The organism is uncultured Desulfovibrio sp., from assembly GCF_944324505.1.
Taxonomy (GTDB): Bacteria; Desulfobacterota; Desulfovibrionia; order Desulfovibrionales; family Desulfovibrionaceae; genus Desulfovibrio.
This window is the reverse complement of sequence record NZ_CALUWO010000012.1, coordinates 14,007-27,384: the sequence shown is the minus strand read 5'-3', so window position 1 is coordinate 27,384 and position 13,378 is coordinate 14,007. Positions and strand designations below refer to the sequence as shown.

At 66.2% G+C, this 13,378-nt stretch carries 11 protein-coding genes; 3 read left to right on the top strand and 8 right to left on the bottom strand.

The window, feature by feature from the left end:
- Positions 1 to 117 precede the first annotated feature (117 nt).
- The 4 genes from Q0J57_RS09995 to Q0J57_RS09980 all read right to left on the bottom strand — a co-directional run bounded on the left by Q0J57_RS09995 (position 118) and on the right by Q0J57_RS09980 (position 5,085).
- Complete coding sequence (locus tag Q0J57_RS09995) at positions 118 to 1,401, bottom strand: DNA polymerase IV (RefSeq protein WP_297219820.1); 1,284 nt, start codon at positions 1,399 to 1,401, stop codon at positions 118 to 120.
- 24 nt (positions 1,402 to 1,425) lie between these two features.
- Entirely contained in the window at positions 1,426 to 3,180 is a 1,755-nt protein-coding gene (locus Q0J57_RS09990) for a cation:proton antiporter (RefSeq protein ID WP_297219818.1), read from the bottom strand.
- A gap of 24 nt (positions 3,181 to 3,204) precedes the next feature.
- The gene (locus tag Q0J57_RS09985) at positions 3,205 to 3,627 is read right to left on the bottom strand and encodes a secondary thiamine-phosphate synthase enzyme YjbQ (protein WP_297219816.1); all 423 of its coding nucleotides are present in this window, start codon (positions 3,625 to 3,627) and stop codon (positions 3,205 to 3,207) included.
- 138 nt (positions 3,628 to 3,765) lie between these two features.
- Positions 3,766 to 5,085, bottom strand: coding sequence for a homoserine dehydrogenase (locus tag Q0J57_RS09980; protein ID WP_297219814.1), 1,320 nt, complete (start codon positions 5,083 to 5,085; stop codon positions 3,766 to 3,768).
- Positions 5,086 to 5,292: 207 nt separating this feature from the next.
- On the opposite strand from Q0J57_RS09980, the gene mtnA reads away from it, so the two are divergent.
- Genes mtnA through Q0J57_RS09965 form a run of 3 tightly spaced genes read left to right on the top strand, consistent with a single transcriptional unit; the run spans position 5,293 to position 8,780 of the window.
- A complete protein-coding gene (mtnA, locus tag Q0J57_RS09975; RefSeq protein ID WP_297219812.1) occupies positions 5,293 to 6,345 on the top strand; it encodes an S-methyl-5-thioribose-1-phosphate isomerase in 1,053 nt (350 codons plus the stop codon).
- 52 nt (positions 6,346 to 6,397) lie between these two features.
- The gene (locus Q0J57_RS09970) at positions 6,398 to 8,329 is read left to right on the top strand and encodes a TIGR04326 family surface carbohydrate biosynthesis protein (protein WP_297219810.1); all 1,932 of its coding nucleotides are present in this window, start codon (positions 6,398 to 6,400) and stop codon (positions 8,327 to 8,329) included.
- A complete protein-coding gene (locus Q0J57_RS09965; protein ID WP_297219808.1) occupies positions 8,316 to 8,780 on the top strand; it encodes a C-GCAxxG-C-C family protein in 465 nt (154 codons plus the stop codon). The genes Q0J57_RS09970 and Q0J57_RS09965 overlap by 14 nt, the downstream gene beginning before the upstream one ends.
- A 120-nt stretch (positions 8,781 to 8,900) precedes the next feature.
- Here the strand turns inward: Q0J57_RS09965 and Q0J57_RS09960 are convergent, their stop codons facing one another.
- From Q0J57_RS09960 to plsY, 4 genes are all read right to left on the bottom strand, one after another.
- The gene (locus Q0J57_RS09960) at positions 8,901 to 10,241 is read right to left on the bottom strand and encodes a 4Fe-4S binding protein (RefSeq protein ID WP_297219806.1); all 1,341 of its coding nucleotides are present in this window, start codon (positions 10,239 to 10,241) and stop codon (positions 8,901 to 8,903) included.
- Positions 10,242 to 10,298: 57 nt separating this feature from the next.
- Positions 10,299 to 10,907 carry an HPP family protein gene (locus Q0J57_RS09955; protein ID WP_297219804.1) on the bottom strand — a complete coding sequence of 203 codons (609 nt, stop codon included), beginning with the start codon at positions 10,905 to 10,907 and terminating at the stop codon, positions 10,299 to 10,301.
- Between the two features lie 223 nt (positions 10,908 to 11,130).
- The gene (thrC, locus tag Q0J57_RS09950; protein ID WP_297219802.1) at positions 11,131 to 12,576 is read right to left on the bottom strand and encodes a threonine synthase; all 1,446 of its coding nucleotides are present in this window, start codon (positions 12,574 to 12,576) and stop codon (positions 11,131 to 11,133) included.
- 189 nt (positions 12,577 to 12,765) lie between these two features.
- Positions 12,766 to 13,365, bottom strand: a complete 600-nt coding sequence (gene plsY, locus Q0J57_RS09945; protein WP_297219800.1) for a glycerol-3-phosphate 1-O-acyltransferase PlsY — start codon at positions 13,363 to 13,365, stop codon at positions 12,766 to 12,768.
- Positions 13,366 to 13,378: the final 13 nt, after the last annotated feature.

The window sequence follows — 13,378 nt, the reverse complement described above, 5'->3', positions numbered from 1 at the left end:
TTCCCGGGCCGGCCCGCTCCACGGTGCTCCGCTCTTCGTTTGTCAATGCCTCCCGAAGGTCACTTGCCGTTTCCCCCCGGGCGCGAAGTGCGTTTATGCGCGCCTTTTGCGCAGGAGTCAAGCCTTTTTATCCAGTTTTTCCGCACAATACTCTTTTTCTGCGCGCACCAGCTCCCGCATGGTCCTGTCGGCATCGGTGCGGCTGTTGTCCATGGCTGCTTCCCGTGGATTTTCAAAAAGGCGACCACGCTGCACCACGCCCTTGCCAAAGCGGGTGCGCAGGGTATCCAGCGCCCTGTCCAGACGCAGCCGTCGGGCCTCGCACTGCGGGTTGATGCCGTCATCCGCCCACGGCAGACCAGGCAGCATGCCCTGCCGCGGCGCCGGCGTATCAAAGCCGGAAACCCCCAGCCCGATGAGCCGCACAGGCTGGGGCAGCGGTTCGTCATGCAGCAGCGCACAGGCCAGCTCAAAAATGGTCTGCGTGGCACAGGTGGGGCCGGCAAGCGTTCGAGACCGCGTGATCTGGCGAAAATCCGCAAACTTGATCTTCAGGGTCACTGTACGGCCCTGCAGGCCATGACGCCGCAGCGAGGCGCCGACCCGTTCCGCATGTCCCAGCAGCATCTTCTGCAGGAAATTCCTGTCGCGGGTATCCTGGGCAAAGGTGGTTTCCGCGCTTTCGCTCTTGGGGGCATGCACCGGGCATACCGGCCTGTCGTCCTGCCCATGGGCACGCCGCAGGAGGTCCAGGCCCCATTTGCCGAAGTGCTGCTGCATGAACTGCGGGCTGTATCGCCGCAGCTGCTCCACCCGGCTGATGCCCAGGGCGTTCAGGCTGCGCACCATCTGCCTGCCCACGCCGGGCAGCTTGCCCACGTCCAGCGGCAGCAGAAAGGCATCCACCTGCTCAGGCAGCAGAATGAACAGCCCATCGGGCTTGTTGACTTCCGAACACATCTTGGCCAGGAACTTGACCGGCGCGGCGCCCACCGAACAGGTCAGGCCGCCGGTGACTTCTGCCACGCGGGCCTTGATGGCAGGCAGGAACTGTTCCAGCGGCCCGAAAAGCCGCTCCAGCCCCGTGGCATCCAGATAGGCCTCATCCACGCTGGCCGGCTCCACCACGGGCGAGAATTCGCGCAGGGCAGCCATGATCTGCCGCGAAACAGCCACATAGCGGGCCATGTGCCCCCGAAGGAAAATGCCCTGTGGGCACAGACGGCGGGCCGTGGCCACGGGCATGGCCGAACGCACGCCATAGACCCGCGCCTCATAGGAGGCCGTGGAGACCACGCCGCGCCGGCCGCCCCCGATGATCACCGGCCTGCCCCGCAGCGACGGGTCATCGCGCTGTTCCACAGAGGCAAAAAAGGCGTCCATGTCCAGATGCACGATCATGTGTCATGCTCCTGGGAGCACGGCTCAGCGCCCGCCGTCATCCGGCGGCGTCGGCGTCGGCTCGTCCTCCGTGGCCGGCCCCTTGTCGGGATACTGCCAGCGCGCCCGCAAGCGGTCACGCTCGGCATCCACCAGGGCCGGGGCGGCTCCCAGCTCCCGCAGCAGGGCCGAAGACAGGGCCAGCGCCACCTCCCCTTCGCCGCTGAAAGCGTCCTGCACGCCCAGACTGCGCAGGGTGCGGGCCTGGCTCAGGTAGGCGGTATGCGCCCAGATGCGCACCGTGGGATTGATGCTGCGGGCAATGGCAATGACCTCCTCCGCCGGAATACCGGGAGCGGTGAGCAGCAGGGCCGCTGCCCTGGCAAGGCCGGCCTGCATCAGGACCTCGGCCTGGGTGGCATTGCCGTGCAGGGCGCGCACGCCCTCCTTCCGCAGCTGGCGCACGGTATCAATATTGGCTTCTATGACCACGGGCCGCAGCCGGAAATCCTCCAGCACCTGGCAGACTGCCTGCCCCGTGGGACCGTAGCCTACCACAATGACCGGGTCCTGAAGGTCCTCGTCGCCAGCGTTGCCGGCAGCCTCGGACGATGCCGTCCGGCCGCGCTCCAGCCAGCGGGAGAGCCGTTCCAGCTGGGAAAACAGCAGAGGATTGAGCGTGATGGACAGCATGGCCGCCGGAATGACGGCATTGCTCACCTCCGGCCCGAACAGGCCGTAGCTGGCTCCCACCCCTGTGAGGATGAAGGTGAATTCACCGATCTGCCCCAGGGAAAGCCCCACGGCCAGCGCCTCGCGCGGCGAACGGCCGAACACGCGGCAGACGGCAAAGGCTGTCACGGGCTTGACCAGCACAATAACGGCAAGGGTCATGAGCATGAGGGGCCAGGCATCCGCCAGGGCCAGCGGATTGAAGAGCATGCCCACGGAAACAAAGAAGAGCACGGCAAAGGCATCCCGCAGGGGCAGGGCCTCGGCAGCTGCCCGGGCACTGAAGTCCGACTGCCCCACCACCATGCCGGCCAGAAAGGCACCCAGCGCCATGGAGGCATCAAACAGCAGGGCCGCCCCCACGGCAATGCCCAGCGCCAGGGCCAGCACGGCCAGGGTAAACAGGTCGCGGGTACCCGTGCGGGCCACCCAGCCCAGCAGCAGCGGAATGAGCTTCTGGCCGGCCACCAGCATGAAGGCCGTGAGGCCCGCCAGCTTGAGCACGATCAGGCCCAGCACGCCCCAGAGCGATCCGGCCTGCGGCGCCAGCAGCGAGGGCAGCAGCACCAGCAGCAGGATGGTGAACAGGTCCTCGACCACCAGCCAGCCCAGGGCCACATGACCGGTGCGGGTATGCAGCAGGCCCTTGTCGCCCATGACGCGCGTCAGCACCACGGTACTGGCCACGGAAACGGACATGCCAAACACCAGACCGGGCAGCAGTGCGCCCCCCCAGAGGAGAAAAACCCCGGCCCCGGCCAGGGTGGCCACCCCGATCTGAAGCACGGCGCCGCTGACGGCAATATGCCGCACAGCCAGCAGATCCTTGAGATGAAAATGCAGCCCCACCCCGAACATGAGCAGGATGATGCCCATTTCCGCGCACTGGGAGGCCGTGGCCGCATCCGCCACAAAGCCCGGTGAATACGGCCCCACCAGCACCCCGGCCAGAAGATAGCCCACCAGGGGCGACAGGCGCAGCTTCTGCGTGACAAAGCCCAGCACCGTGGCTGCCGTGAGGCCGCCGGCCAGGGTCAGAATGAGATTGATGTCGTGGGGCATGCTCATGACGAACCTCGCGGGGGCCTGTGCTCAGCGGCCGGACGGACCAGGCAGCCACTGCGCCCAGACCGAACGCCGCCGCGGACCATCGCCCTCGCAGAGGTAGATGGCCTGCCAGGTGCCCAGTTGCAGGGCGCCGTCCTCCACCAGCACCAGAAGAGAGGGGCCGTGCAGGGTGCACTTGATGTGCGCATCGCTGTTACCCTCGGCATGGGTAAAGGCAGCGTCCTGCGGCACAAGACGGTCAAAAAAGCCCACCATGTCACGGCAGACATGAGGGTCAGCGCCTTCATTGATGGTCAGCCCGCAGGTGGTGTGCGGACAGAACAGGGCCAGCGCCCCGCTGCGCGCACCGGGGAACTCTTCCAGCACCCGGCGCAGGGCCTGTCTGACATCAGCGGTGATATTGTACATGCCGCTGCGGGCCGTGGTCGCCACGTGAAAGACAAGCATGGAACCTCCCCTCCTGCAGGAAGCGCCTTCCTGCCGTTGCAAATGCGGAAGCTCCTGGCAGGGAAGGATGGGGCGGGGCGCCTTCCGTCCCCCCGGGGCAGGCGGGCCGGCGAACCGGCCCATTGCGAAAAAAGGGCCTCAGCCCAGCACGCGGAAATAGACGGCAGGCTCGCGCAGCATGCCCCTGTCCAGGGTATGCTGAAGGGCGCGGCTCATGGCCTTTTCGGTGGTTTCGTGCGTCATGAAGACCAGCGGCACGCCGTGGCCCTCCTCGTCGGACTTCTGGATGACCTGCGCCATGCTGATGCCCTCTTCGGCCATGCAGCCGGCCAGATCGCGCAGCACACCGGGCGCATCGTCCACCATGAGGCGCACATAGTAGCAGGAACGCCATTCCGCCGGAGGCACCACCTCGGCCGTTTCCAGCCTGTCGCCGACAAAGCCCGTATTGTTGGGGCGCTCGTCGCGCGCCACGGCCACCAGATCGGCCAGCACGGCGCCGGCCGTGGGCAGATCTCCCGCCCCGCGCCCGTGAAAGAAGAGCGAGCCGGCGGCATTGCCCTCCACCCGCACGGCATTGTACACGCCACCCACGCGGGCCAGCAGCAGGGTATGATGCACCAGCGCCGGGAAAACGCCCGCCTCCAGGCGCGGCGCCCGTCCGTCCTGCGTGGCGCACTGCCGTGCCTGGGCAATGAGCTTGATGCGATAGCCGAATTCGCGGGCCAGGCGGATGTCCATGCTGGACAGGCCGCGGATGCCGCGCACGGGCATGGCCGTAAAGGGATAGGCCACCCCGTAGGCCAGCTGAATGAGGATGGTCAGCTTGTGGGCAGCGTCATGCCCGTCGATGTCCAGGGTGGGATCAGCCTCGGCATAGCCCAGTTCCTGGGCCTGCCGCAGAGCCACATTGAAGTCCAGGCCGCTGCTGGTCATCTCGGAAAGAATATAGTTGCTCGTGCCGTTGAGAATGCCCATGAGCGTGGAAATACGATTGCCGGTCAGGCTTTCCTTGAGGGCCGCCACCACCGGAATGGCGCCGGCCACGCTGGCCTCATAGCGCAGGATGCGGCCCAGCCTTCCGGCCTTTTCCAGCAGGGCAATGCCCTTTTCCGCCAGCAGAGCCTTGTTGGCCGTGACAATGTGCTTGCCCTTGTCCAGCGCCCGGTCAATGATGCTGCCGGCGGCCTCGATGCCGCCCATGAGTTCCACCAGCACGTCGATTTCGGGATCATCCGTCAGGTCCGCCGGATTGGTGGTCAGCTGCGCCCCCCGCGGCAGGGCCACGCTGCGGGCCTTGCCGGCATTGCGCACCAGCACCTTTTTCACCACCATGTCCCGCCCGGTACGCTGGCGGATGAGGTCGGCATTCTCTTCCAGAAGGCGGGCAAGACCGCCACCCACGGTACCGAAGCCGGCCAGACCGATGACCAGCGGCTTGCTGCACTGTTCCGTCATTATATTTGTACTCCAGGGGCGGCGCTCCGCCGCATTGCGTCAGGCCACCACAGGACACCACGTCCGGCCTGCCGGACTATACCTTAGCCAGCCCTGCGGCCCCTTGTAAAGGCCCCTTTACCAGCCGGCACCTTGTGGGATATGCTGAAACGCCTGTTCCCAGTGTCCGGCACACGGCCCCTCTCTTTGTTTTTTGCCGAGGAATCCATGGAAGATCATATCCGCTTTGATGATGCCCGCCAGGAACTGCACCTGCTGGACCAGCGTCTGCTGCCCACGGAAGAACGCATCGTTGTCTGCCGCACGGTTGCGGAGGTCATTGCTGCCCTCAGGACCATGGTCGTGCGCGGCGCGCCGGCCATCGGCGTGACCGCCGGCTTCGGCGCCGTGCTGGCGCTGGCCCGCCTGGTGGAGCAGGCCCCCGGCACGCCCTGGCAGACCGCCTATGCCCAGGCCCTGGACCTGCTGGCCCATGCCCGGCCCACGGCCGTGAATCTGCACTGGGCCGTGGAGCGCATGCGCCGCTGCTGGCAGCAGCATTCCCAGCTTTCCGCTGCCGAGCTGCTGCCCAGAATGCTGGACGAGGCCCACGCCATGCAGCGCGAGGATGTGGCCACCTGCCGCGCCCTGGGGCAGGCGGGGCAGCATGTGCTGGCCGACGGCCAGACCGTCATGACCCACTGCAATGCCGGGGCACTGGCCACAGCGGGCTACGGCACGGCCCTGGGCGTCATCCGCGCCGCCGTGGAGGCCGGCAAGCACATCCGGGTCATTGCCAACGAAACCCGCCCCTTTCTGCAGGGGGCGCGCCTCACCGCCTGGGAACTGCAACGCGACCACATTCCCGTTACCGTGGCCTGCGACAATGCCTGCGCCCTGCTCATGGGCCGGGGCATGGTGGATGCCGTGGTGGTGGGGGCCGATCGCATCGCTGCCAATGGCGATACGGCCAACAAGATCGGCACCTGCGGCGTGGCCATGCTGGCGCAGGCCTTTGCCATTCCCTTCTACGTGGCTGCTCCCCTCTCCACCATTGATGTGCAGACTGCCGACGGCAGCGCCATTCCCATCGAGGAGCGCCCGGCCGATGAAGTACGCCAGCTGGGTGGCCGGCCGGTCTGCCCCGAGGGCGTGCCCGTCTACAATTTTGCCTTCGATGTGACCCCCGCACGGTATATCACTGGCATTATCACGGAAAAAGGCATACTACAGCCGCCGTTCACGGCATCCATAGCCGCGGCGCTGTCCGCCCGTGCCTGATACCCCCCTGAAGGGGCGCCCAGACGGACCGCCTTTTTCAGAAGGAGAGCCTATGAAAGAACTTACCCTGCTTGTTGACAAGACCAGCCTTCCCCCGGAATACCGGGACGGTACCCCCACCGATGTAGCCCACTGGAACCGCTGGGACGTGCCCGAAGGCCAGTTTTCCATTCCCTCGCTCATGCACAGTCAGCTCAGGGCCATCCGGGACGAGCATATGCGCTGGGCCTATGACATGGGCCGCATGTCCATTTCCGGCTGGCAGCTGCACACGCACCTCAAGGCCGGCGAAACCCTGTCCATGTGGTGGTGCTCCCTGCTGTACGAGCGTCACCCCAAGATGACGCCCGCCCTGTACGACGTCTATAAGCTGCGCGCCCTGGAAAAGCTGCTTGACCAGGGCAAGTACACCATCCTGCGCCTTTCCGGCGGGGATGCGCGCCTGCGCCACACCCTGGCCATCTACTGCCGCACCACGGGGCGCATGTTTGTGGAATTTCACGATCCCAATACGCCCAGGGAAGAAAAGTCCCGCCTGCGCCGGCTGTATGATGCCTGTCCCACGGTGCTGCGTGCTGTGGCACGCTATGCGCACTGGTGGTGGACCGTGCGCCGCCAGCTGCCCTATGTGGCCAGAAAGTCCCACTATTCCCTGCCGGCCGCTCCGGGAAAATCGGCCACCATTGCCACCTATTTTCCCAATATCGACATGAATGCCGCCAGGGAGGGGCGCTTCCGCTCCCGCTACTGGGAAACGCTGCACGATGTGCTCAATCCCAATGCCGACGCCCCCGACCGGCCGTGGATCCGCTGGCTGTTCGTGCGCTTTCCCTCGCCGGAAATTTCCTTCAAGGACTGCATCCGCCTGCGCAAGCGCTTCCAGCAGCAGCAGAAGGACGGGGTTTCCTTCCACTATCTGGAAGAATTCCTTTCCTTCCGTGATCTGGTGGCCGCCTGGCGCCGGCACCTGCGCCTGACCTGGCGCAGCTTCCGCCTGGAGCGCTATGTGCGCCAGGCCTTCCGCTTTGCCGGCTCCCGCATGAACTTCTGGGATTATCTGAAGGGCGACTGGGCCGAATCCTTCCGGGGCTGGCGCGGTCTGGAACGCTGCCTGCAATACCGCGGCATCCGTAACTACATCCGCCTGGTGGGCATGCAGGAATGGTATGCCTTTCCGCTGGAAAACTGCCCCTGGGAGCGCATGTTCACCCACGGCGCCCACGAGGCCCGCAATCTCAACGGCTCCGGCCCGGTCTATGGCGCCCAGCACTCCACCATCCGGCCCACGGACTTCCGCTATTTTGATGACCCGCGCACCTTTGCCACGCCGGACTGCAATCTGTTCCAGCCCGACAAGGTCTGCGCCAACGGTTCCGGCGCCAGCCGCCAGTGGCTGGACAACGGCCTGCCTGAAGACCGGCTGGAAGTGGTGGAGGCCCTGCGCTACATCTATCTTGCCGATGAAAAGCCCCTGCCCTCCACCGGCGAAAAGCCCCGGCGCCTGCTGGTGGTCACCAGCTTCTTTGAAGATGAAACCCGCGACCATCTGCGTCTGCTGGCCCGTGCCCTGCAGGAAGGGCTGCTTGACGGCTATGACATTGTCATCAAGCCCCACCCCTACCTGAGCGTGACGGACATGCTGCAGGAACTGCTGGGCGACAAGGCCAGCGCCGTCAGCGTGGTGGACGGCAAGATTCAGGACCAGCTGCTGCCCGGCACGCAGGTCTGGGCTTCCAATTCCACCACCGTGGCCCTGGAAGCCACCCTGCGGGGTCTGCCGGTCATGGTCATGTGGCCGGATGACAATTTTGATCTCTGCCCCCTGCAGGATGTGGAGGGTCTCCAGCGCACCGGTTCGCTGGACGAGGTGCGGGCTGCCCTGGCCGATCCGCACGTCGTGCAGCTGCCGGCCAAGTATCTGGAGCTGGACCGCGCCCTGCCGCGCTGGCGTCACCTGCTGGAGCCGGACCATGAACGCGCCTGACAGATCCGCGGAGGACCTGCGCCAAGAAGTGGCCCCGCTGGTGCATGAGGCCTACTGGGAAAAACGCCTGAACTGTGCGCTCATTTCCCTGACGCTCCTCGGCCGTCTTTTTGACGTACCCGTGGAGGCCCCCGTACTGGCCGCCGCTGGCGGCCTCAACGGCGCGGGGCGCTTTCAGGCCCAGTGCGGTCTGGTGGAAGGTCCCATGATGTTTCTGGGCCTGCTGGGCGCACGGCACGGCCTGAATCACAAGGCCGTGGGCAAATGGTGCTACCGCTATGCCGACAGCTTCCAGCAACGCTTCGGCTCCCTGAACTGCCGGGTGCTGCGCGGTGGCCCCTTCTCGCCGCAGGACAAGCCCTATGCCTGCGAAGGCCTCACCGTGGACAGCATCTGCCATGCCTACGCCGTTGTGCAGACCCTGCTGCGCGAACATGCCCAGAACGCCTAACCCGCACTGACAGCAACACAGAAAAGGGAGGTCCCGGGACCTCCCTTTTCTTTTTTTTTACAGCCGCGGCCCCGCGTCAGGCCGCTGCGGCCATGCGGCCGGCCATTGCGCCGCCACGCATCAGACCATGGCCGTGCCCAGAAAAATGGCGTGCATGGCAGACACCAGCCCCACAAAGACCTGCTCGCCCCGGCCATGCAGGCCCCGCCCTGCCCAGCTCATGCCCAGTCCGTTCCGCGGGCAGACCGCAAGACAGTCCCGGCACAGCGTGCAGGACAGGCCGGGCTGACCGGCCCGCAAGCGGGCCATGTCCAGCGCGCCATAGCGGCAGGCCCGGGTGCAGGCGCCGCAGAAAACGCAGTGCTCCGTGCGCCGGATGCGCCAGGGCGAAAGACGCCCCAGCAGGCAGACCAGCAAGCCCAGCGGACAGATCATGGTACAGTAGACGGCATTCCCGCGCCGCCGGCTCCAGAACAGGGCCGCCGGCACCAGCAGCAGTCCCAGCAGGATGCCCCCCGCCACAGCTAGAAAGAGCGGCGCCCCCGTCAGCCGCAGCAGCAGCGCCGTCCCGCAGGTCAGCCCAAGCGACAGCACCCGCCAGCGCAGGGGATGCGGATGCGCCAGCGGCCGGCGCGTGGAGGCGGCCAGAGCATCCCAGGAACCAAAGTAGCACAGATGGCTGCACCAGGCCGTTCCTGCCAGCAGCACGGAAAGCAGGAGCAGCACCAGCATGAAGCCGGCCTCTCCCCGGTAGAGAGCGCCGCCGATGATGACGCCGGGCACCGGGATATGCGGCTCCCCGCTCATGTACAGCAGCGTATGCCCGGAGGCCGCCAGGGCAAACTGTCCGAAAAAGACCAGCGAAAACAGGCACCAGATGCGCCGCCGCCGGACCGGCGCCCGGCGGTGATCCCGCAGCCAACCGCAGACCAGCGCGCCCCAGATGGCCACCCCGCCCACCTGCACCAGACCGGCTCCCGGCAGCAGCCGTTCCGCCAGCAGCAGCCGGGGTGCGGTCAGCAGCAGAGGCAGCAGCACGGCCAGCACGGCAAAAAAGACCAGAGCCTGTGCGCACGCATGCCCCCGCTCTCGGACAAACCAGCGCCGGCCGGCGCGTCCCCAGACCAGCAGCGCCACCCCCAGGGTCATCACGGCCACCGCCGTCAGAATGCAGGCAAGCCGCAGCCATGGCATTTCCATGATGATGCGCAGCTGCACCAGCCGTCCCGCCGTAAAGAACCACCGGCCCGCCAGCGCCAGAAGCAGCACCACGGTAACGGGCCGCATCCAGGCTGCCCGGCGCAGGCAGAGCAGGCCCCACAGCAGGCAGAACAGCAGCGCGCCGCCCTCACCGGCCCGCCACAGATGCGCCCCGGCCAGCAGCCATGCCAGGGGCAGCCCCAGGGCAAGCAGCCAGCCGTCCAGGCGTCTGCCCCGTGCGCGTTCAGAACATTGTGTCATGCGTCCTCCTCTGTTCACCTGTCCTGCATTGCTGCCGCTGCCGCCATGCGGGCGGCCTCAGGCCCGCCCGTCCCGCAGATGCCGCAGCAGGCTCAGGCGCCGTTTCAGGCGCACGGGCCATCCCCTCACCAGGCAGGCCCCCACCAGTCCGGCCCAGCGCTCCGCACGGGAAAACAGCACGGCCATTGCCAGCAGCAACAAGGCGCCCGTCAGGCAGGGCACCAGCACATAGAGCAGGCCCAGCTGCCGGATGCCCTCCCCGCCAGTCACGGCAATGAGTGCCGTGGCGCCTCCCGGGGGATGCAGGGTGCCCGTGGCGCTCATGAGCGCAATGGCCGTACCCACGGCCAGACCGGATGCCAGCCACGGCGTATCCCCCAGCAGACTGGCGCAAAGCACCCCCACCAGGGCAGAAAGCACATGCCCGCCAATGACATTGCGCGCCCGCGCCAGCGGACTGGACGGCGCTCCGAAAACCAGCACGGCAGACGCGCCGAACGAACCGATGAGCAGCGGCAGCCCCATGGGACTGCCCATGCGGCTGTCCAGCAGCGCCATGACGGCCAGGGCCAGACTGCTGCCCAGCCACATGCCGGGCAGCCCCATGCCGTTGGTACCGCCCGTTCCCCGCAGCCTGCGCTGCCAGCCTTTTGCACATGCACCCATATGGCTCCCTCCCTGCGTCACATGACATTACCGCATGAAGCTGCCATACGGGGCGCGGACCGGCCGTGATTGCGCGCATGCTTTTTCTCCCTGCGCCGCCCGGAACGCAGAAAGGCGCGACTGCGGCACGTCGCGCCTTTCCCTGCATGATAATGATGGACGGGGTCCGTCAGGTCCCCCGGTTTGCGCTGGCCGCCCGGGAGAACTGCGGAGCATGCCGCTGCTAGCGGCGCATCAGGCCCAGCCGCTTGACCACGGCATCGGCGCCCAGGCGGGCAAATTCGGCCACATCCTTGCCGCTGCGGGCATCTTCAGGCAGCAGCAGTTCGGGGGCATTGGCCAGCGCGGGGTCCGGCGTAATGCCGTAGGCTTCGGGGAAGCTGTTGCTGAAGTACATGGACTGGAAGCCGGAGAACTTGAGGGCATGCGCCGTGGCATCCAGCACGGCATGCTCGTTGCTGTTCATGCCGCCCTGGGCCGCCACCTTGCGCAGGCCGGCCAGACATTCGCCCCCCTGCGTGCAGGCAATGTGTCCATGCCGGTTGCCAATGATCATGGCGTCCATGATTTCCTGCTCGCTGACCTGCACCACCTGGAAGGCCTTTTCGCCGCCCACTTCCACAAAGCGCTGCGCCAGGCGCTGCACGCGCGGGAAGGACACGGGATTGCCGATCATGGCGGCCTGGGCCACGCTGGGCTTGACGGTCACCGGATGCCATTGGCGCTGTCCTTCGGGAGCGGCATAATAGCGGTATACCGGGTCGGCATGCTCGGACTGCACGCCAAAAATACGGGGCAGACGGCTGATGATGCCCAGTTCGTGCATCTTGAGGAAACCGGACATGATGGCCGTCACATTGCCGGCATTGCCGATGGGCACAAAGAGGCACAGGCCGTCCACATCCCAGTTGTACCACTGGGCCGTTTCATAGGCATAGGACTCCTGCCCCACAATGCGCCAGCTGTTCTTGGAGTTGAGCAGGGCCACGCGGTAGTTTTCGGCCAGCAGCTCCACCACCTTCATGCAGTCGTCAAAGACGCCCGGCAGTTCCAGCACCGTGGCGCCGCTGCCCAGGGGCTGCGAGAGCTGCTGCGGGGTGACCTTGCCGTGCGGCAGCAGCACCACGCTCTTGAGGGGAGCGCCCACATAGGAGGCATACAGGGCCGCCGCCGCCGAGGTATCCCCCGTGGAGGCGCAGACCGTGAGCACCTCGTCCCACTGATTGCGACGGCAGAGCCACTTCAGATAGCTGAAGGCGCAGGCCATGCCGCGGTCCTTGAAGGAGGCGCTGGGATTCTGGCCGTCGTTCTTGTAGGCAAAGGGCAGGCCCACCAGGTCACGCAGGGGAGCGGCTGCCTCCACAATGGGCGTGATGCCTTCGCCCAGAAAGACGATGTCTTCCTCATCCATGAGCGGGGCCATGAGTTCGTAATAGCGGAAGATGCCGCGCAGGGCCGTGCTGCGGGTCGCTGCGCGGGCATCAAAAAGATCGCGCCAGGCCTGGCCGCTGGTGGCCTTCAGGCTGGCAAAATCCGTATTTTCCAGAAGAAAGACCCCGCCGCACTGCGGACAGGTATACAGCAGGTCATCGGCGGGAAAGCGGGAACCGCAGGAAAGGCAGACATACTCCATCTTTCCGCGATACGCGGGAAAATCGCTGGTGGACACGAAAAACTCCTTGTCAGGAAGGTTAGCAAAGCAGCAGAAACCTTAGCCTGCCCGGCGGCCTTTGTCGAGAATGCAGGCTTTGCCCTGCCGGCGCGCAGGCGCCCCATCCCCCCAAAAGGCAGCAAGGCCCCCGCCTGTGGCGAGAGCCTTGCCTCGGACGTGCCTTGCCGCACGCTGTACAAAAACGCGCTAGCCCTTCTTGCCGCAGGGGCACTGCCACGGCTTTTCCGTACCGGCGCGCAGGCGCTCGATATTTTCACGATGCCGGTAAACCACCAGCAGCCAGATGGCCAGCGCCGGGGCCAGCCAGATGCCCTGTCCCGTGAGCAGCAGCCCCAGGGGCAGCACCGTAACGAGGGTCAGCGACCCCAGCGACACATAGCCGGTGCGCCAGATGACCAGCACGCAGAGCACGCAAGCCACCAGCAGGGGCCAGAAGGCCAGGGGCAGAAAAACGCCGATGGTGGTTGCCACGGCCTTGCCGCCGCGGAAGCCCATGAAGCAGGAAAAGGCATGACCGGCCACGGCCGCCAGAGCCACCAGGCCCACGCCCACGGGTTCCACGCCCAGGGCCAGGGCCAGACACACGGGCAGGGTGCCCTTGAGCACATCGCAGACCAGGGTCAGCACGCCCCACTGCACGCCGCACAGGCGGGCCACATTGGTGGCGCCGGTATTGCCGCTGCCGGACGTGCGCGGATCAACATGGCAGAAAAAGCGGGCAATGAGGAGGCCCCAGGGAGCGGAGCCGGCCACATAGGCCAGAACAAGACACAGCAGAAATTCCATGATCTCTCCTTCG

What these genes read in the sequence shown, in the direction of transcription:
- Q0J57_RS09965 (WP_297219808.1), top strand. Translation starts at nt 8,316, where the DNA reads ATGAACGCGCCTGACAGATCCGCGGAGGACCTGCGCCAAGAAGTGGCC.
- Q0J57_RS09955 (WP_297219804.1), bottom strand. Translation starts at nt 10,907, where the DNA reads ATGGGTGCATGTGCAAAAGGCTGGCAGCGCAGGCTGCGGGGAACGGGC.
- Q0J57_RS09995 (WP_297219820.1), bottom strand. Translation starts at nt 1,401, where the DNA reads ATGATCGTGCATCTGGACATGGACGCCTTTTTTGCCTCTGTGGAACAG.
- Q0J57_RS09980 (WP_297219814.1), bottom strand. Translation starts at nt 5,085, where the DNA reads ATGACGGAACAGTGCAGCAAGCCGCTGGTCATCGGTCTGGCCGGCTTC.
- plsY (WP_297219800.1), bottom strand. Translation starts at nt 13,365, where the DNA reads ATGGAATTTCTGCTGTGTCTTGTTCTGGCCTATGTGGCCGGCTCCGCT.
- Q0J57_RS09970 (WP_297219810.1), top strand. Translation starts at nt 6,398, where the DNA reads ATGAAAGAACTTACCCTGCTTGTTGACAAGACCAGCCTTCCCCCGGAA.
- Q0J57_RS09960 (WP_297219806.1), bottom strand. Translation starts at nt 10,241, where the DNA reads ATGACACAATGTTCTGAACGCGCACGGGGCAGACGCCTGGACGGCTGG.
- Q0J57_RS09985 (WP_297219816.1), bottom strand. Translation starts at nt 3,627, where the DNA reads ATGCTTGTCTTTCACGTGGCGACCACGGCCCGCAGCGGCATGTACAAT.
- mtnA (WP_297219812.1), top strand. Translation starts at nt 5,293, where the DNA reads ATGGAAGATCATATCCGCTTTGATGATGCCCGCCAGGAACTGCACCTG.
- Q0J57_RS09990 (WP_297219818.1), bottom strand. Translation starts at nt 3,180, where the DNA reads ATGAGCATGCCCCACGACATCAATCTCATTCTGACCCTGGCCGGCGGC.